The organism is Streptomyces sp. NPDC028305, assembly GCF_055569495.1.
Genome location: NZ_JBVHTN010000004.1, coordinates 467,063 through 483,819, shown reverse-complemented (window position 1 = coordinate 483,819; position 16,757 = coordinate 467,063). Strand labels below are relative to the sequence as shown.

Annotated in this window: 14 protein-coding genes and 1 tRNA gene; 4 read left to right on the top strand and 11 right to left on the bottom strand. The window is 72.0% G+C overall.

Going from position 1 to position 16,757, the window contains the following annotated elements:
- Nucleotides 1-67 precede the first annotated feature (67 nt).
- The 3 genes from ACZ4WQ_RS18430 to ACZ4WQ_RS18420 form a co-directional block, all read right to left on the bottom strand.
- Complete coding sequence (locus tag ACZ4WQ_RS18430; protein WP_385348426.1) at nucleotides 68-1,858, bottom strand: tetratricopeptide repeat protein; 1,791 nt, start codon at nucleotides 1,856-1,858, stop codon at nucleotides 68-70.
- A 182-nt stretch (nucleotides 1,859-2,040) separates the two neighbouring features.
- Nucleotides 2,041-2,114, bottom strand: a tRNA-Met gene (locus ACZ4WQ_RS18425).
- A 75-nt stretch (nucleotides 2,115-2,189) separates the two neighbouring features.
- Nucleotides 2,190-5,168 carry a UPF0182 family membrane protein gene (locus ACZ4WQ_RS18420; RefSeq protein WP_398371826.1) on the bottom strand — a complete coding sequence of 993 codons (2,979 nt, stop codon included), beginning with the start codon at nucleotides 5,166-5,168 and terminating at the stop codon, nucleotides 2,190-2,192.
- A gap of 132 nt (nucleotides 5,169-5,300) precedes the next feature.
- Here ACZ4WQ_RS18420 and ACZ4WQ_RS18415 point away from each other — a divergent pair, with 132 nt between their 5' ends.
- Nucleotides 5,301-5,867, top strand: coding sequence for a PPA1309 family protein (locus ACZ4WQ_RS18415; protein ID WP_311729752.1), 567 nt, complete (start codon nucleotides 5,301-5,303; stop codon nucleotides 5,865-5,867).
- A gap of 70 nt (nucleotides 5,868-5,937) precedes the next feature.
- Here ACZ4WQ_RS18415 and ACZ4WQ_RS18410 read toward each other — a convergent pair whose 3' ends face one another.
- From ACZ4WQ_RS18410 to ACZ4WQ_RS18395, 4 genes are all read right to left on the bottom strand, one after another.
- Nucleotides 5,938-7,026 carry a YlbL family protein gene (locus ACZ4WQ_RS18410; RefSeq protein ID WP_352129762.1) on the bottom strand — a complete coding sequence of 363 codons (1,089 nt, stop codon included), beginning with the start codon at nucleotides 7,024-7,026 and terminating at the stop codon, nucleotides 5,938-5,940.
- A gap of 78 nt (nucleotides 7,027-7,104) precedes the next feature.
- Nucleotides 7,105-7,275: a hypothetical protein gene (locus ACZ4WQ_RS18405; RefSeq protein ID WP_311729750.1), complete on the bottom strand. Its 171-nt coding sequence runs from the start codon at nucleotides 7,273-7,275 to the stop codon at nucleotides 7,105-7,107.
- A gap of 200 nt (nucleotides 7,276-7,475) precedes the next feature.
- Nucleotides 7,476-7,943, bottom strand: a complete 468-nt coding sequence (locus ACZ4WQ_RS18400; RefSeq protein ID WP_311729749.1) for a molybdenum cofactor biosynthesis protein MoaE — start codon at nucleotides 7,941-7,943, stop codon at nucleotides 7,476-7,478.
- Nucleotides 7,944-8,008: 65 nt separating this feature from the next.
- The gene (locus ACZ4WQ_RS18395) at nucleotides 8,009-9,142 is read right to left on the bottom strand and encodes an SDR family oxidoreductase (RefSeq protein WP_385348433.1); all 1,134 of its coding nucleotides are present in this window, start codon (nucleotides 9,140-9,142) and stop codon (nucleotides 8,009-8,011) included.
- Nucleotides 9,143-9,332: 190 nt separating this feature from the next.
- On the opposite strand from ACZ4WQ_RS18395, the gene ACZ4WQ_RS18390 reads away from it, so the two are divergent.
- Both ACZ4WQ_RS18390 and ACZ4WQ_RS18385 read left to right on the top strand, forming a co-directional pair.
- Complete coding sequence (locus tag ACZ4WQ_RS18390) at nucleotides 9,333-10,787, top strand: zinc-dependent metalloprotease (RefSeq protein ID WP_385348436.1); 1,455 nt, start codon at nucleotides 9,333-9,335, stop codon at nucleotides 10,785-10,787.
- Entirely contained in the window at nucleotides 10,784-11,311 is a 528-nt protein-coding gene (locus ACZ4WQ_RS18385; protein ID WP_358844477.1) for an NUDIX hydrolase, read from the top strand. Before ACZ4WQ_RS18390 ends, ACZ4WQ_RS18385 begins: the two co-directional genes overlap by 4 nt.
- A 252-nt stretch (nucleotides 11,312-11,563) precedes the next feature.
- Here ACZ4WQ_RS18385 and ACZ4WQ_RS18380 read toward each other — a convergent pair whose 3' ends face one another.
- The 4 genes from ACZ4WQ_RS18380 to ACZ4WQ_RS18365 all read right to left on the bottom strand — a co-directional run bounded on the left by ACZ4WQ_RS18380 (nucleotide 11,564) and on the right by ACZ4WQ_RS18365 (nucleotide 15,402).
- Nucleotides 11,564-12,322: an AIM24 family protein gene (locus ACZ4WQ_RS18380; protein WP_361183317.1), complete on the bottom strand. Its 759-nt coding sequence runs from the start codon at nucleotides 12,320-12,322 to the stop codon at nucleotides 11,564-11,566.
- Nucleotides 12,323-12,339: 17 nt separating this feature from the next.
- Nucleotides 12,340-13,023, bottom strand: a complete 684-nt coding sequence (locus ACZ4WQ_RS18375; protein ID WP_311729744.1) for an AIM24 family protein — start codon at nucleotides 13,021-13,023, stop codon at nucleotides 12,340-12,342.
- 10 nt (nucleotides 13,024-13,033) lie between these two features.
- Entirely contained in the window at nucleotides 13,034-14,680 is a 1,647-nt protein-coding gene (locus ACZ4WQ_RS18370) for a TerD family protein (protein WP_398371205.1), read from the bottom strand.
- Nucleotides 14,681-14,787: 107 nt separating this feature from the next.
- Complete coding sequence (locus tag ACZ4WQ_RS18365; protein ID WP_398371203.1) at nucleotides 14,788-15,402, bottom strand: M48 family metallopeptidase; 615 nt, start codon at nucleotides 15,400-15,402, stop codon at nucleotides 14,788-14,790.
- A 189-nt stretch (nucleotides 15,403-15,591) separates the two neighbouring features.
- Here ACZ4WQ_RS18365 and ACZ4WQ_RS18360 point away from each other — a divergent pair, with 189 nt between their 5' ends.
- The gene (locus ACZ4WQ_RS18360; RefSeq protein WP_398371824.1) at nucleotides 15,592-16,734 is read left to right on the top strand and encodes a ThiF family adenylyltransferase; all 1,143 of its coding nucleotides are present in this window, start codon (nucleotides 15,592-15,594) and stop codon (nucleotides 16,732-16,734) included.
- The last annotated feature ends 23 nt before the right edge of the window (nucleotides 16,735-16,757 follow it).

Sequence of the window (16,757 nt, the reverse complement as noted above, 5' to 3'; positions counted from 1 at the left end):
AATCGCGAGCAGAGAGCGATCAGCGGGAAGGGGCGCGGGAAGGAGGAGGGGGCCGGGGAAGGCGGGGCTACGCCGTGAGCTCCTGCTGGAGGGCGTCCCGCAGCCGCGCCGCGCGCTCGGCGACCTCCGCGGGGCCCAGCTCGACCGCCCGGGCGCACCACCGCTGGCCCTCGGAGAGCGCCCCCCGGCGGGCGGCCAGGAGGGCCAGACGCAGCGCGGCGCGGCCGTGGCCCGCTTGGGCGGCGCGGGTCCACCACAGGGCGGCCTCGGGCTCGCTGCCCTCGCGGGCGAGGAGCAGGCCCAGGTTGAACGCGCCGTTGCTGCTGCCGGCCTCGGCGGCCTCGCGGTACCAGCGGGCGGCCTCCACCACATCGCCCCGGCCGGCCGCGAGCATGCCCATGCGCACCTGCGCGCGCCGGTGGCCCTGCCGGGCGGCGCGCTCGTACCACTCCTCGTACTCGGGCACGGCGGGCTCCGTCTCGGCCCGGCCGAGGGACCCGCGGGGCGCGCCCCCGTCGGCGGACGGCCGGTCCAGGAGCGCGCCCAGCCGGAAGGCGGCCTCGGCGCTGCCGCCCCCGGCCGCGCAGCGCAGATGGCGCTCGGCCTCGCGGCCGTCGCCCTCGCGCAGCAGGACGATGCCGACCTGGAGCGCGGCATCGGTGTGCCCGGCGGCGGCGGCCCGCTCGTACCACTGGTGGGCGGCCCGCTCCTCGCCCCGCCCGGCGTACAGGATGCCCAGGTTGAACGCGGCGTCCACGCTCCCGGCCTCGGCGGCCTTGGAGAACCACGGCTCGGCGCCGGCCGCGTCGGAGCGCTGGAGCAGCATGACGGCCACCGCGTTGGCGGCCTCGCGGTGCCCCGCGTAGGCGGCGCGGCGGTACCACTGCTCGGCCTGCGCGGCGCGGCCCTGCTCGGCGCAGAGCAGCCCGAGGTTGTACGCGCCGTTGATGTCCCCGGCGTCCAGGGCGGTGCGGTACCAGCGCTCGGCGGTCTGGGTCTCGCCGCGGTCGGCGTGCAGGGCGCCCAGCGCGTTGGCCGCGTTGCCGTCGCCGTCCTGGGCGGCGCGGTGCCACCAGACGGCGGCGCTGTCGGTGTCGCCCGCGTCACGCAGCAGGAAGCCGAGCGCGCAGGCGGCGCGGGCCTCGCCGTCCTTGGCGGACGTCAGGTACCAGCGGCCCGCCTCCTGGATCTCGCCGCGCTTCTCCAGGAGCGTGCCCAGGTGGAGCGCGGCACGGCGGTGGCCGCGCGCGGCGGCCTGCCGGTACCACTTCTCGGCCTCCGACTCGGCGCCGGGACCGGCGCGGCCTCTGACGGCCTCGTCCTCGCGCTTGTCGAGGATGCGGGCGAGGCGGTACGAGGCCTCGCGGTGGCCGCGCTCCGCGGCGGACCGGAACCAGTGCTCGGCGCCGATGTCGCTGCGGTGCTCCAGCAGGTCGCCGAGGGCGTAAGCGCCCAGGGCGTGGCCGGACTCGGCGGACTGGCGCAGCCAGTACTCGGCGGCGGGCTCGTCCCCGCGCTCACGGTGGTGGCGGCCGAGGGCGTGGGCCGCGGCGGCGGACCCGGCGACGGCGGCGATGCGCCACCAGCCTGCCGCCTCGTCCGCGTAGCCGCGCTGATGGAGAAGGACACCGAGGTTGTTGGCAGCGGCCCGGTCGCCCGCGGCGGTGGCCCCGCGCAGATGCGCCTCGGCACCGTCGAGGTCGCCGCGGCGCAGCAGCAGCGCACCCAGGGCGCTCATCGACGCGATGTCGCCGGACTCGGCGGCCCGGCGGTGCCGGGCCTCCTCCTCGGCATCGTCGTGAGTGTGCGCAAAACGCCCTGTCTCCAACAGACTGACCCTGTCCCCCATAAATTCCATCGTGGCATCACCTGCAACCCGGGTACACCTTGGTATACCGCAGCCGATGAGGTCACTTCAGCGTTTTGTCGACATGCCCACAGAGAGACAACCCAAACGCTTGTATCGCGATTCCTTGGGTAGACGTCCGGCGGACACACGACAAGGCCCGGATCCTTTCGGATCCGGGCCTTGTCTGTCAGTAGCGGGGACAGGATTTGAACCTGCGACCTCTGGGTTATGAGCCCAGCGAGCTACCGAGCTGCTCCACCCCGCGCCGTTGTTTCTCAAGGTTACCACGGCGCGGGGTGGCGGCCGCCCGGATATTCACCCGAGCGGCCGGGGCGTCAGCTCAGGCGTCTTCCCGTCTCGCCTTGTCGTCGGCGGACTGACCCTGCTTCTGGTCCTGCTGTCCGCCGTCCTGGCTCTGGCCCTTCTTCTCGGCCGCCTTCTCCTCGGCCTTGGCGGCCCGGTCCAGCGCGTCCTTGAGGTCCTGCTGGGCCTTGCCGTAGGCCTCCCAGTCCTGCGGGTCCTTCTTGAGCGCCTCCTGGGCCTGCTCGTACGCCTTCTGGGCGTCCTTCAGGGCCTGCTCGACCGTGGCGTTACCGGCCGCCGGCGGCTTGGAGGTGTCGCCACCGCCACCGCCGCCGTCCTGGCCACTCGAGGAGTCGGACGGTTCGCTCTGACCGAAGACCACGTCCAGCGCCTTGCTGAGCGAGCTCTCGAAGGCGGTCTTGTCCCCGTAGCTGACCAGCACCTGCCGCAGCAGCGGAAGGTCCGTACCGGCGCCTCGCAGATAGACCGGCTCGACGTACAGCAGGCCACCGCCGAGCGGAACGGTGAGCAGATTGCCGTACTCGATATCCGAATCGCCCCGCTTGAGAATGTTGAGCGTTTCGGCGATCTTGTCATCGGAGTTGAATTTGGACTGCACCAACTGTGGACCGGCCACACCGGTGTTGGACGGCAGTTTCAGGATTCTGATCTTGCCGTAGCCGCTGCTCTCCGAATCCGCGTCCACCGCCACGAAGGCACCGAGGTTGTCCCGGCCCTTGGGCGTGAGCGTCGTCGTCAGCGAGAAGGTCTGCTCCTTCTGGTCCGGCATCTTCATGCTCAGGTAGTACGGCGGTACCGAGGTGCCCTTGTTGGTCGGGTCGTCCGGGACCTGCCACACCTCACTGCCGCTGTAGAACGTCACGGGGTCGGTGACGTGGTAGCGGGTGAGCAGCTCGCGCTGCACCTTGAACAGGTCCTGCGGATAGCGCAGATGCTCCATCAGGCTGGAGCTGATCGCGCTCTTCGGCTTGACCGTGCCCGGGAACGCCTTCTTCCACGTCTTCAGCACCGGGTCCTTGGTGTCCCACTCGTACAGCGTGACCTTGCCGTCGTACGCGTCGACGGTCGCCTTGACCGAGTTCCGGATGTAGTTGACCTTGTTCTGCTGCGCGACCACCGACCGCTCGCCGTCGTGGTCGTTGAGCGAGTCGGCCGTCGTGTCGCCGAGTGTCGTACGCGACGCGTACGGATAGCCGTCCGTCGTCGTGTAGGCGTCCACTATCCACTTGACCCGGCCGTCGACCACCGCCGGATAGGCGTCGCCGTCGATGGTCAGCCACGGGGCGACCGCCTCGACGCGCTCCTTGGGCGTGCGGTTGTAGAGGATCCGCGAACCGTCCCCTATGGCCCCGGAGTACAGGATCTGGGGCTCACTGAAGGTCAGCGCGTACGCGGCGCGGGTGATCGGGTTGGACAGCTTGACGCCGCTGTCGCCCTGGTACCGGTAGGTCTTCTCACCCTTGTCGCTGGAGTAGTCCAGCTCCTTCTGCGGACCGCCGACGATCGAGTACTGGGTGGTCTTCTCGCCGTAGTAGATGCGCTGCTCGTACTTCGGGAGCTGACCCTTGGACGGCAGGTCCTCCTCGATGAAGTCCGGAGCGCCGCGCCGCGTCTGGGACGTCGTGGTGCCCTTGGCCGCGACCGCGCCGTACCCATGGGTGTACTTGAAGTGGTCGTTGATCCAGTTGTGCTCGGGGATACCGCTCACGTTCAGCTCGCGCAGCCCGATGACGGTGTCCTGGTCCTTGCCGTCCGGGGTCTTGTAACGGTCCACGTCCAGGGTGGACGGGAAGCCGTAGTAGTCCTTGACCTGCTGGAGCTGCTGGAAGGTCGGGGAGACCACATTCGGGTCGAGCAGCCGCAGGCTGGCCGTGGCGTCGGCGTCGGCGCGCAGCTGCTTGCGGTCCGCGTCCTTGGGCGCCTCGCCCTCGTAGTCCCGCACGTCGGAGCCGTCGATGCCGTACGCCTTGCGCGTGGCCTCGATGTTCTTCTTGATGTACGGCGTTTCCTTGGCCTGCTCATTGGGCTGGACCTGGAACTTCTGCACGATCGCCGGGTAGAGCCCGCCGATCAGGATCGCCGACAGCACCATCAGGCCGAAGCCGATGACGGGCAGCTGCCAGGTGCGCCGCCACAGCGTCGCGAAGAACAGCACGGCGCAGATCGCCGCGATGCAGAAGAGGATCGTCTTCGCGGGCAGATAGGCGTGGGCGTCCACATAGCGCAGACCGGTCCAGTTGCTGGACGACTTGAAGTCGCTCGACTTCACCGCAAGCCCGTACCGGTCGAGCCAGTACGCCACGGCCTTGAGGCTGACGAAGATGCCCAGCAGCACCGACAGATGGCCGGTGGCCGCGCCGGTCGCGCGGGCGCCCGGGCTGGTGACGCGCAGGCCTCCGTAGAGGTAGTGCACCAGCGCGGCGGCGACCAGCGAGAGCACCGTCGCCGCGAAGCCGAAGCTCAGCAGGAAGCGGTACCAGGGCAGGTCGAAGGCGTAGAACTTGACGTCCAAGTGGAACTGCGGGTCGTACTGGTGGAACGGCACGCCGTTGACCCACAGCAGCCAGGTACGCCACTGGCTGGACGCGGAAGCTCCCGCGATCAGCCCGACCACCACGGTGATCGCCAGCAGCACCCACTTCTTGTAGGGCGCGATGCCCATGCGGTAGCGGTCCAGGCTCTGCTGCTCCAGCGACATCGCGCTCAGCGGCGGCCGCAGCCGGTGCGCCAGCCAGATGTTGACGCCGACGGCCAGGGACATCAGCAGGCCGAAGACGAAGAACAGACCGATCTTGGTCCACAGGGTGGTGGTGAAGACCGAGGAGTAATGGACCGAGCGGTACCAGAGCCAGTCGGTCCAATACCCCGCGAACATGACGAAGAGCATGGCCAGCACGGCCAGCACACCCAGGGTCATGAGCAGGGTCCGGACTCGCCGGGACGGTCGGCCGACTCTGATCCGCGGCCCCGTCGGGCCTCCGCCGCGGTCCGGCATCTGGAAAGCCAAGGTGTGCACCTCGAAGTTCGCTGTCGACTAGCGGGTCCGGGCAGTAGGACCCAATGGAGCAACTTACCCAGGCTTTACTCAGTTCCCGTTTCCGGGTCCGATCAGGGCACGATATGACCCATGTCGAACGTTCCCCCTCCCTCCGGGCCCCTGGCCGCCAATCCGCTGACCCGTGCCGTCCTCGAGATCGACGAGTACGCCGCCGGGCTCGGCTGGGACCGCCCGGCCCGCCTCTTCGCCCTCGTCGACACCGCGCGGCTGCGCGAACAGGAGCCCGGCCTGGCCGCCCAGCTCGGGCTCGACGAGGAGACCGACACCACGGAGGCCGCCACCCTCACCCCCATCGAGCAGGACGAGCTGCCCGCTGGCACCCCCTTGGACGAGTTCCTGGCCACCATCGCCTGGCCCGACGCGGTGGTCGGCTGCGCACTCACCGTCGAGCGCCTGATGCTGCCGCCGTCCGCCGAGGACTCCGTGCCCCAGAACCTGAGCGAGAAGCAGCTCGCCGCCTGGGTCGCGAAGCATCCGGACCGCCAGGAGGTCCGCATGACGGTCGCGGTGCTGCGGGACGGGTCGCGCGAGGCGGCGGTGCGGCTGCGCGAGAAGGACTCGCCCACCGACGTGCTCACCGGCGCCGACCTGGTGCCGGGGCTGGCCGAGGCGCTGTCCGCCACCTTCGCCGACTGACGGCGGCGGGGGCCGCGGCGGGCCGGGGCTGCGGGGGCCTGCGGGGCCTCCGCTCAGCCCCCGCCCGGGCTCAGCCCTTGGCGCACTTGGGCAGTGCGGCGGTGTCCCCCGCGCGGATCTGCTTCAGGGCCTTCATCGCCCCGTCGAGAGTGTGCACCTTCACCAGCGTGAGGCCGCCGGGCTTGTCCGCGGCGGCCGCCGCGCAGTTCTCCTGGGGCGTGAGGAAGTACTCCGCGCCCGCCTTCCGCGCGCCGATGGTCTTCATCTGGATCCCGCCGATCGGGCCGACGGTGCCCATGTCGTCGATGGTGCCCGTGCCCGCGATGAACTTGCCGCCGGTCAGGTCCCCCGGCGACAGCCGGTCCACGATGCCCAGCGCGAACATCAGCCCGGCGCTCGGCCCGCCCACGTCGGCCAGCTTGATGTCGATCTTCAGCGGGAAGGTGTAGTCGACTCCGGGCCCGATGCCGACGATCGCCCGTCCGTCCTTCGCCTTCTCGGTGGTGACGGTGACCGACTCGCGGCGCGTGGCCTCCTTGTTCTGCTTCTCCGCCGCGGCCGCGTCCTTGGCCGGGACGACCGTGAAGACCACCTTCTCGCCGGGCTTGTGCTTGGTGATCAGCTTGGCGACGTCCTCAGCGCTGCGCACCGGCGAGCCGTCCACCTCCTTGATCACATCGCCCGCGTGCAGCTTGCCCTGGGCCGGCTTGTCCCGCTCCACGCGGGCCACGATGACGTGGGCCTTGACCTTCTTGCCCAGCTGCCTGAGCGCCGCCACCTTCGCGCTCTCCTGGGACTGGGTGAACTCCTCCGCGTTCTCCTGGTTCACCTCGTCCGCCGTCTTGTCGTCCGGGTAGAGCGTGCTGTGCGGCACCACCACTTCGTCATGGGCCAGCCAGCCGTAGACGGCCTCCACGAGGTTCATCTTGTACTCGGAGCCGGTGACGCGCACCGTCGTCATGTTCAGATGCCCGCCGGTGGTCTCACAGCCCTTCTGGCCGGAGATCTGAAGCACGCACTCGCCCTCGTGCGACCCCAGAGTGTTGTAGGTCGGCCCCGGCGACATCTCGGAGTACGGCACCGGGATCAGCAGCCCGGCGCACAGCAGCGCGATCAGCATCAGGAGGGAAGCGAGCATCGTCGCGGTGCGGCGTGGCATGGAACGACAGTACGGGACACGCCCGTCAGTGCACCGCCCGGGCCGTCCGTACGAGCCGACGGCCGAGGGCGGCGACGACTAGGCGGCGTCCGAATCGGAATGTGCGCGTTCCATCGCCTCACGGAACCGCGCGTACCCGGCGAGCTCGGCAACGTCCCCGGTCTTGCGGGTGCGTGAGGCCCAGCCCGTATAGAGCACGGCAGCCAGTGCGGCAAGAACCGGAATGAGCAACCACAGAAGCACACTCATAGCGGCCTCCCATCCCCATGACACAACCGCGACTGACAGATGAGCAGATTAATCCTCCGCCATGTCAACGCTCGGGGCAGGGTGCGGGTTACGCAACCGGAGTACATCCTTCAGCGGTACACCTCCACCCGCCCGCCCTAAGCGCCCCTTACGCGCCCACCCGCCCTCCCGTCACCCGACCACCACCCCTCAACGAGGCGCTACGCGCCCACCCATTCGTCTGTGCCGTCGCTGAAGGTCTGGTGCTTCCAGATGGGGACCTCGCTCTTGAGGTCGTCGATCAGCCGGCGGCAGGCCGCGAAGGCCTCGGCCCGGTGCGGGCAGGCCACGGCCACGACCACGGCCAGGTCCCCGATCGCGAGGTCCCCGACCCGGTGCACCGCCGCGAGCGCCCGCACCGGGAAGTCCGCCGCGACCTTCTCGGCCACCCGGCGCAGCTCCGCCTCGGCGGACGGGTGGGCTGAGTAGCCGAGTGCGCCCACGTCAGCGCCTCCGTCGTGGTCGCGCACTGTGCCGACGAACAGCGCGGTGCCCCCCGCGGCGGCGTCGCCGACCGCCCCGAACACCTCGTCGACGGACAGGGGGGTGTCACGGATCGCGAGCAGGCGGATCGGATCGGCGGCCGCGAGCTCGCCCGGATGGTCGTACCTACGTCCCATGCGCCCCATCGTGCCCCACCGCACTCACTCCACGGAATGCCGGATCTTGCCGGATGGCGGAACATGGTTTCCGCTCAGGCCCTGCGGCGTGCCCTACGGGCGCGGCGGACGATCGCCGCGGTGCCCACCAGGGCCACCGTCGCGCCGGCGGCGCCCAGCGTCGTGGCGGCGTCCTTGCGGCCGAGCCGCCGCCCGGCGACCGTGTGGCGCCCGGAGACCTCCTCCAGCAGCTCGGCAAGAACCTCCTCATTGGTCCACCGCGGGCGCCAGCCCGCCTCGTGCAGCCTGCTGCCGCTGACCGCCCAGGGGTGCATGGTGTACGCCAGGTCGCCCGCCGGGGACGGGGTCAGGCCGAGCCGGTGCAGCCGGGAGGCCGCGCCCAGGGCGACCGCGGAGGGCAGCTCCATGCGCCGGATGCCCGACAGCTCCTCGATCTCCTCCTGCTCCAGCCACCCGTCGCAGCCGACCGCCAGCTCACCCTCGACCTTCTCCAGGGCGGCGTACTCCAGCGCCTCGACCAGGTCCTCGACATGGCAGAACTGCCAGGTGGGCCGGGATCCGGCGACCACCAGGAGGCGCGGCGACTCGAAGTAGCGGGTGAGCGCGGTGTCCGTGCCGCCGACCAGGATGGCGGGGCGTACGACGGTGACGTTCAGCCCGGGGTGGGCCCTGGGCGCGCGCTGGGCGAGCCGCTCGATCTCCAGCAGGTCCCCGACGCCGGTGGCCTCTGCCGTGGCGCGCAGCTCCGCGTCCTCGGCGAGCGGCACGTCGTTGTCGGGCAGCGCCCCGTAGACCATCGCGGAGGTGCACAGCACCACGCGGCGCACCCCGGCGGCCGCGGCGGCGGTCAGGACGGTCTGGGTGCCGCGCACGTTGTAGGCCGTACGGGCGGCCGGATCGGTGCCCAGGTCGAGGTCGACGGCGAGGTGGACGACGACGTCGGCGCCCCGCAGCTTCTCGGCGATGGCCGGGTCACGCACGTCCAGGACATGCCACTGCGCCTCGGTCACCTCGCCGCGGCGCTCGTCGATGGCCAGGACGTGCTTGATCTCGTCGGATTCGGCGAGCCGCTGCGTGAGCAGGGCTCCGGCGCCCGACGCGGCGCCGGTGACCGCGACGACGGGGCGTCGCGCGGTGCGCGGCGTATCGTTTCGCGCTGCGCGAATTTCTCGGTCAGCGGCGCGAACTTCTCGGTCTGGGGAACTCACCGGGCGTCTCCAGCGGTTGTCTTCAGTACGCAGCGCACTGACGCATACGTACCAGGTGACGTCCATCCTGCCGCAGGCCCGCTATCAGCGAAGCACTGAGCCCGCAAACCGGCGAGGTGTCTAGGCTGGGTGGTGATGCAAGGCATTCGCCGCCGGCCCGGGCCGGCGGCCCTACGAGCCGAGGGAACCCGTGAGTGACACCCCATTCGGATTCGGCCTCCCGCCGGAGGAGCCGGATGACGGCGACGACGGCAAGAAGAAGGGCGGCCACGGCGGCAGTCAGGGCCCCGCGAATCCGTTCGGGTTCGGCGCGGGCGGTGGCGGCGGTGAGAATCCGTTCGCCGCGATGTTCGGGTCGCTGAACCCGAGCGACCTGGGCGCGGCCTTCCAGCAGCTGGGCCAGATGCTCTCCTATGAGGGCGGCCCGGTGAACTGGGACATGGCCAAGGACATCGCGCGGCAGACGGTGGCGCGCGGCACGGCGGACGGCACCAAGGACTCGAGCGTCGGCCCGGCCGAGCGCGCCGCGGTCCAGGAGGCCCTCCGCCTGGCCGACCTGTGGCTGGACGGCGTCACGTCGCTGCCCTCCGGCTCGGGCGCCGCGCTGGCCTGGAGCCGCGCCGAGTGGGTCGAGGCCACCCTGCCGGTGTGGAAGGACCTGGTGGACCCGGTCGCCGAGCGGGTCGGCGCCGCCATGGGCGATGTGCTCCCCGAGGAGATGCAGGCCATGGCCGGCCCGCTGCTCGGGATGATGCGCTCCATGGGTGGCGCGATGTTCGGCACCCAGATCGGGCAGGCGGTGGGCGTGCTGGCCGGCGAGGTCGTCGGCTCCACGGACATCGGGCTGCCCCTGGGGCCCGTGGGCAAGGCGGCGCTGCTCCCGATCAACATCGCGGCGTTCGGCTCCGGGCTCGGCGTCCCCGAGGAGGAGGTCCGGCTGTACCTGGCGCTGCGCGAGGCCGCCCACCAGCGGCTGTTCTCGCATGTGCCGTGGCTGCGCTCGCATCTGTTCGGCGCGGTCGAGGGGTACGCCCGCGGGATCAAGGTTGACACCGCGAAGCTGGAGGACGCGGTCGGCCAGCTCGACCCGACCCACCCGGAGCAGCTGCAGGAGGCGCTCCAGCAGGGCATGTTCCAGCCGGAGGACACCCCGGCCCAGAAGGCCGCGCTGGCGCGTCTGGAGACCGCCCTGGCGCTCGTCGAGGGCTGGGTGGACGCGGTGGTGCACGCCGCCGCGGCGCCCCATCTGCCGTCGGCCGACGCCCTGCGCGAGACGCTGCGGCGGCGCCGGGCGAGCGGCGGCCCCGCCGAGCAGACCTTCGCCACGCTGATCGGCCTGGAGCTGCGGCCGCGCCGGCTGCGCGACGCCTCGCGGCTGTGGGCCTCGCTGACCGACGCCCGCGGTGTGGACGGGCGCGACGGGCTGTGGGCGCACCCCGACATGCTGCCGACGGCCGAGGACCTGGACGACCCGGACGGCTTCGTCCACCGCGAGCAGCTGGACTTCTCCGAGCTGGACAAGATGCTCGGCGAGGCCGCGGGCGGCGAGAAGGGCACCGGCGGCCCTCAGCAGGCCGGCGGCGCCCAGGACGGCGAGGACGACGGCGACAAGGGCAGCGGCGGCAAGGGCGAGAGCGGCCGGTGAGTCTGCACCAGGACGCGGCGCGCGTGCTGCGCGAGTGGCCCGCGCCGGACGCCGCGCAGGACCGGCTGCGGCAGGACTACGGCGACCATCTGGCCGCGTATCCGGACGGCATGTGGAAGGCCTGCCAGGACGGGCACATCACGGCCAGCGCGCTGGTGATCGACCCGTCCCAGGAGCGGGTCCTGCTGACGCTGCACCGCAAACTGAAGATGTGGCTCCAGATGGGCGGCCACTGCGAGCCCGAGGACGCCACCCTGGCGGGCGCGGCGCTGCGCGAGGCCACCGAGGAGTCCGGGATCGAGGGGCTGACGCTGCTGCCGGGCGGCCCGGTGCGTCTCGACCGCCATCGGACCCCGTGCGCCTGGCACCTGGATGTGCAGTACGCGGCGCTGGCCCCGCGGGGCGCGGTCGCGGCGATCAGCGAGGAGTCGCTGGATCTGCGCTGGTTCGGCTATGACGAGGTGGCGGGCGTGGCCGACGAGTCGGTGCACCGCCTGGTGGCCCGTACCCGCGCGCTGGTGTAACGACCTGGGGCGCCATAGGGAGTGGGCCAAGGAGCGGCGTCCGGTGCGGTCGATCGCAAGGCACCGGAAGGTCCTCGTAGCGGAGCTACTTGGGCATTTCGGTAACGCCGCGAGCGGCCGTGCTGGACGTCGCGACGCCGCTCCCTATGGCGCCCCAGGTCGTAAGGGAAGCGCGCGGGTACGGCGGGCCCCGGGCCGCCACACCCGGGGCGTCGACTGCCGTCGGCCGACATCAGCGGCCGTCGGTGGCCGTCAGTTGCTGAAGATGTTGCCCTGGTTCTGCCCACGGGCGCCCTGCTGGCCCATGCCGAACTGGGCGGCCGCCCCGCCGCCGATCGTCGCGTCCTGCGGCGGCAGCAGCTCGCTGGGCTGCACCAGCGCATAGCCCTGGCCGAGGAAGCTGAGCTCCCAGCCCTCCCCCGTGTTGCCACGGCGCCGCCACACTCCGCTGGAGTGCGTCTGGGCCTGCATCTGGACCCGCAGCGAGGTGGACCAGGCGACGATGGCGTCCGCGTCCACATTGACGTACTTGTCGGGGGTGACCTGCATCATCAGCGGCTGGCCCGAGGTCATCAGGGCCACCTTGCCGCGGCCGGAGATGTTGAGGTTGTACTTCCCCGAGCCGGAGATGCCGTACTGGCTGTCCACCGCGATCGACTCCCAGTGCAGGGTGGAGTCGAGCGCGAGCACATAGGCGCTGTCGACGGTCAGCCCCTCGTGGTCCACATCCAGGACGTGGATGTGCTGCGCGAGGTTGGCCAGGTAGACGGTGCCCTGGCCGGAGCAGCGCATCAGGTCCAGCGCCTCGCCGGTGCGGGCCCGGGCGCGCTGCTGCCCCTGCGTCTGGTATTCGCCGTCGAACTCGATCAGCCCCTGGTAGGCGACCATGGCGCCCTTGCGGGCCAGTACGTCCTCATGGCCGTTGAGGGCGACCCGCAGCAGCTGCGGGTTCTGAAGCGCGTAGCGGTCCTGGGTCTGGGCCTCGGTGAAGCCGAAAAGCGGGCTCTGCATGGTGTCTTCGCTCCCCCTCAGCCCCGCGCCCGGAGCCGGTCAGTGCTGTCCTCGCTGGGCTGGACGACGACGAAGCCCTGCCCGGAGAAGCCGAGCTGGTAGGCCTCGCCGCTGCCCCGGCCGATCAGGGACGACGCCTTGAAGCTGCGCTTCCCCTTCACCTTGAGATTGGTGGACCAGGCCACAAGTGCGTCCGGGTCCACATAGGTCTCGTCCTCGCCGCGGCCGCAGTCGACCACGATGGGGGTGCCCCGGGAGGTCAGGGCGACCCAGCCGGTGCCGGAGACGCCCACGTTGAACAGGCCCTGCCCGGCGAACTTGGCGATCCCCTTGACCCGCTCGACGCCCCACTGGAGGTGGGCGTCGAAGGCAAGCAGATTGGTCCCGTTCACCGACAGCGAGTCGCCGTTGAGGTTGACGCACACGACGTCCGCGCCGTAGTCGGCGAGATAGAGCAGGCCGTCGCCGCTGCACTTCATGAGCGGGGCGCCCTCCCCGGTGAACCACTGGGAGGCCATCTGGCGCACCGCGGGCGGGTTGGGCTCGTACTGGATGAAGCCCTCGTACGCGACCATCGAGCCGGTGCGGGCGAAGAGGTCCTGGCCGCTCTGCATGGCGACCTTGAGCATGCTGCTGCCGTGGTTCTCCATCCGGGCGGAGACCGGGGCCGGCGCGTAACCGTTGATCAGTTGCTGGTCCATGGCGGTCCCTTTAGACCTCGTAGGGCTGGACGACGATGAAGTTGCCGGGCGCACCGCGGAACTGGAGGTTCACGGTCTCCCCGCTGTGGCCGGGGTAGGCGTTGCGGCGCAGCCGCACCTGGCTGGAGATGATCACCTGTGAGGCGGCGGACCAGGCGACGACGGCGTTGGCGTCGGCGAAGGTCGTGGGGGTGACCGGCAGCACGACGGGCGTGCCCAGGGTCTTCACGACGACGGTCCCGGTGCCCTGGAACTGCATGGTGAACAGCGCCCCGCCGGGGATCCCGTGGCCCTCGATCCGGCGCACCTCGTGGTGCAGCCCCTCGTCGAAGGCCAGCACGCTCTCGGCGGACACGCAGATCGCGTCGCCCTGGAGCTCGATGGGGTGGAGTTCGGCGGCATCCTCGGCGAGGAAGACCTGGCCCTGGCCGGTGCAGCGCATCAGCTGCATCTCCTGGCCGGTCGCGTTGCCCGTGATCCGGCCGCGGAAGCCGGCGCCCTTGTAGCTGAAGTCGACCTTGCCCTGGTAGAGCACCATCGAGCCCTGGCGGGCCAGGATCGGCTGGCCGCCGACCCCGAGGTCGGCCCGGATGAGCCGGGGGTTCTGCGGCGTCCAGCGCTGGCCGGTGGGCGCCTCGCGGTACTTGGCGAGCGCGGCCTGGACGCCGGGGGCGGCGCCGCCGCCCTGCGGCTGGGCCGGCTGGCCGTACGGCGCGGGTTGGCCGGGGTACGGGGCGGGCTGGGCGGGCTGGCCGTACGGGGCGGGGGCCGGGGGCATCTGGCCCGGGGGCTGGCCGAACTGCGGCTGGCCGGGGTACGGCGCGGGCTGGCCCGGGGGCGGCACCTGGCCGGGCGGCGGCACCTGGCCGGGGGGCACGATCGGCGCGGCGATGGTCGGTGCCGCGTGCATCTGCGGCGGGTTGGGGGCCACCGGAGGGGGCGTGCTGCCGGGCGGCGGCGCGAAGCCCTGCGCGGGCGCGGGCTGCGGGGCCTGCGGTGCGGGCTGCGGCGGGCCGAAGTCCGGGGCGGGCTGCGGCGCGGCGGCCGGGGGCGCGAACCCCGGCGCGGGGGCGGCCTGGCCGGGCGGCGCGAAGCCGGGGGCCGCGCCCTGGGCGGGGGCGGGCTCCTCCTCGGCGACCTCGCCGCCGAAGTTCTTGAGGAGCGCGTCGAGGCCGCCGTCGAAGCCCTGGCCCACCGCGGCGAACCGCCACACGTCCTTGAGGTAGAAGTCACCGAGCATCACGGCGCGTTCGGTGCTGAACTCCGCGCCGGTGAAGGAGTAGCGGACGACCTCCTCGCCGCCCGCGACGACCCGGATGTAACCGGGGCCGACCTGGGACATCTGGCCCGCGCCGTCGATGGTGGCGGTGAAGGAGAGCTTGTGGATGTGGGCCGGGATGCTGTCGAGGGTGACGCGGAACGACTCGGCGTCGCCGGCCTGCGCCCCGAGCTGCTGGATCGCTTCCTCGGGGGACTTGGGCTGGTTGAAGAAGATGAAGTAGCGGTCGTCGGAGAGCCGCTCGTCGGCGTCGAGGCCGAAGCAGGTGATGTCGAAGGTCAGGCCGGGCCCGGCGATCTGCACACCGACATACAGATCCCTCCCCGCGGTCAGATCACTGAGCTTGGCCTTGTGGCCGCGTTGGAATTCCCTGGCCATACGTAACGACCGTCCCCCATCCCGATAGCGGAGAATGCATTGCGCGCCAGGCTAACCGCTGCCGCCGAGAAGGAGCGACGCCGGGGAGCGACGTGTGGTTCCGGTGACTACTCGGCCGGGGCCGGGGGGAGGTGCGGCAGTCTTCCTGCGGCCACCACGCCCTCCAGATACCCCCGCGCCCGCTCGGTCCGCGGATACGACTCCAGCAGCTGCCAGAAGCGCCGGCCGTGGCCGGGCACCAGCAGATGGGCCAGCTCGTGGACGAGGACGTAGTCCACCACGTACTCCGGCATCCCCTGGAGGCGGTGCGAGAGCCGGATGCTGCCCTCGGACGGGGTGCACGACCCCCAGCGGGTGTTCTGGTTGGTGACCCAGCGGACGCTGGCGGGGCGGGCCCGCCCCGCCAGGTACTGCTCGGACAGCCACTCGGCGCGGTCCGCGAGCTCCGTGTCGCCGAGCATCCGCTTGCTCTCCTGTGCGGCGAGCTTGTCGAGCATCACCCCGACCCAGCGCTGCTCCTCCGCCTCGGACATGCGGGCGGGGATCAGGACGATGGTGCGGTCGCCCTCGCGGTACGCCGAGACCGTTCTGCGCCGCCGTGTGCTCCGGCGGACCTCGACCGCGCCCGGGCCCCGGCCGGGCGGGCTCTGGGCGCCGCGCGTCCTGGCGGCGCTGTGCGAAGAAGTCTCCCCGGCGAGGTGGGGGGAACGGTCGGCAGACACCCCTTGACGTTACCCGCTGGCAGCCGGGGAAGTCCCGCCGCGCACCGGGTCGCCGGACGAACCACTCCACCGTGGTCATCGCTTGTACGACTATCCCCCGGGGCTGTGGACAACTTTCGGCGGCGGCGTGGCGGGGTCGCGCAAGCTGGGTGCAGTTCGGAGACGGGGACTGTGACCACGGGGGTGGCGATGCATCCGATGCTCAAGCCCGCGCTGCGGCGCGGCTGGCGAAGCCGGGACACCGTGCAGTTCGGGGTGGCCCGGGCCCATGCGGTGGTGGTGGGGCCGCTGGACACGGCGACGGGCAGCTTTCTGGAGCTGCTGGACGGCACGCGCGGGCTGCCGCTGCTGCGGGAGGAGGCCAGGGCCCTGGGGTTGCCGGAGGGGCGGGCCGACGCACTGGTGGAGCGGCTGGCGGCGGCCGGTCTGCTCGACGATCCGGTGGAGGGCGGTGAGCGGGCGGCCGCGGCCTGGGGCCGCGGGGCGGCCCTCGATCGGCTGCGGCCCGATCTGGCGGCGCTGTCGGTGCTGTGTCCCGAGCCGGGGGCCGGGGCGCGGCTGCTGGCCGCGCGCGGTGCGATGCGTGTGCAGGTGAGGGGCGCGGGCCGGGTCGGGGCGGCGGTGGCGGCGCTGCTGTCGGCCTCGGGGGTCGGGCGGGTCGATGTGGTGGACGGCGGCTGTGTCGAGCCGTGGGATGTGATGCCCGGCGGGCTGCCGCCCGAGCGGATCGGCGAGCGGCGGGACGCGGCGGCGCGCGGCCTGGTGCGGCGGTCCGCGCCGGGGCCGATGCCGCGCCGGCCGTCGGCGGGCCCGATGCCCTCGGGCGAGCCGGGGCTGAGCCTGGTGGTGTTCGCCCCGCGCGACGGGCTCGCGGCCTATGCACCGGATCCGGCGGAGGCCGAGCCGCTGCTGGCCTCGGGGACACCTCATCTGTACGCGGGGGTGCTGGAGGCGACGGGGGTGGTGGGGCCGCTGGTGTGCCCGGGGATCACCCCGTGTGCGGGGTGCGTCGCGGCGGGGCGGGCCGAGCGGGAGCCGGCCTGGCCGAGGATGCTGGCGCAGTGGCGGTCCGGCCGCCGCCGGCCCACCTGGGCCTGCGACACCGCGTTGGCCACGGTGGTCGCGGGGGTCACGGCCGTGCATGCGCTGGGTTTTCTGGACGGGCGGCTGCCGGCCGCCGCCGGAGCCCGGTTGGAGGCGGCGCTACCGGCTCTCACCTGGGACATGCGGCGGATCGAGCCCCATGCGGAATGCGGCTGCGGTGCGGCGGAGCGGACTGATGCGGTATATGCCTCGGTTGCCGAGGACCCGCACGCGACAATGTCCGGGTGACCGGCGTCCGCCAAGTGGGCGAC

Coding starts and splice junctions, on each gene's coding strand:
- ACZ4WQ_RS18370 (WP_398371205.1), bottom strand. CDS start 14,680: ATGGCCAGGGAATTCCAACGCGGCCACAAGGCCAAGCTCAGTGATCTG.
- ACZ4WQ_RS18415 (WP_311729752.1), top strand. CDS start 5,301: ATGTCGAACGTTCCCCCTCCCTCCGGGCCCCTGGCCGCCAATCCGCTG.
- ACZ4WQ_RS18375 (WP_311729744.1), bottom strand. CDS start 13,023: ATGGACCAGCAACTGATCAACGGTTACGCGCCGGCCCCGGTCTCCGCC.
- ACZ4WQ_RS18400 (WP_311729749.1), bottom strand. CDS start 7,943: ATGGGGCGCATGGGACGTAGGTACGACCATCCGGGCGAGCTCGCGGCC.
- ACZ4WQ_RS18430 (WP_385348426.1), bottom strand. CDS start 1,858: ATGGAATTTATGGGGGACAGGGTCAGTCTGTTGGAGACAGGGCGTTTT.
- ACZ4WQ_RS18405 (WP_311729750.1), bottom strand. CDS start 7,275: ATGAGTGTGCTTCTGTGGTTGCTCATTCCGGTTCTTGCCGCACTGGCT.
- ACZ4WQ_RS18420 (WP_398371826.1), bottom strand. CDS start 5,168: ATGCCGGACCGCGGCGGAGGCCCGACGGGGCCGCGGATCAGAGTCGGC.
- ACZ4WQ_RS18360 (WP_398371824.1), top strand. CDS start 15,592: ATGCATCCGATGCTCAAGCCCGCGCTGCGGCGCGGCTGGCGAAGCCGG.
- ACZ4WQ_RS18410 (WP_352129762.1), bottom strand. CDS start 7,026: ATGCCACGCCGCACCGCGACGATGCTCGCTTCCCTCCTGATGCTGATC.
- ACZ4WQ_RS18380 (WP_361183317.1), bottom strand. CDS start 12,322: ATGCAGAGCCCGCTTTTCGGCTTCACCGAGGCCCAGACCCAGGACCGC.